Annotated in this window: 1 pseudogene; it reads right to left on the bottom strand. The window is 64.0% G+C overall.

From position 1 onward, the window contains the following. Nucleotides 1-450: pseudogene (locus EOA86_RS38075) on the bottom strand (IS110 family transposase); the annotation flags it as partial.

The following is a 450-nucleotide window of genomic DNA, read 5'->3' as shown; positions in this document are numbered from 1 at the left end:
ACCCCACGCAATGTCTGGAGCGCTCGTACGATCGGCGCCAGCGACCAGGCTGGAACGAACTCCTCGATCACACGCTCAAGCCGCTCGGCCCGCTCTTTCGAGATGCGAACCGCCTCGACCATCTCCTGGAGCGCAATCTGATGTGCGGGATGATCGAACTGCTGCGCCTGCAGCCAGCAGAGATAGCGCATCGTCCAGCCCTTTTTGCGCGGAAAGATACGTCCGTGCTTGAGCATGAAGGCGCTCACATGCTGCCGGTGGACCCGAAGTGTCTCAACTGCGGCCGCCCGGGCGCGGACGAGATCCCGCATGGCTTCGTGGCCTTCATCGGGAACCCATACCGCCGTCAGTTCGCCAGCGCGCAGCAACCTGGCCAATCCGAGGGCATCCCGGCGGTTTGTCTTCACGCGCTCGCTGGGCTTCCTCGGAATCAGCGACGGAGCGACCACC

It is taken from the genome of Mesorhizobium sp. M5C.F.Ca.IN.020.32.2.1 (genome assembly GCF_004023105.1).
In the GTDB taxonomy this organism is placed as follows: Bacteria; Pseudomonadota; Alphaproteobacteria; order Rhizobiales; family Rhizobiaceae; genus Mesorhizobium; species Mesorhizobium wenxiniae.
The sequence above is the reverse complement of the archived record's forward strand: the minus strand, read 5'-3'. Positions and strand labels throughout refer to the sequence as shown.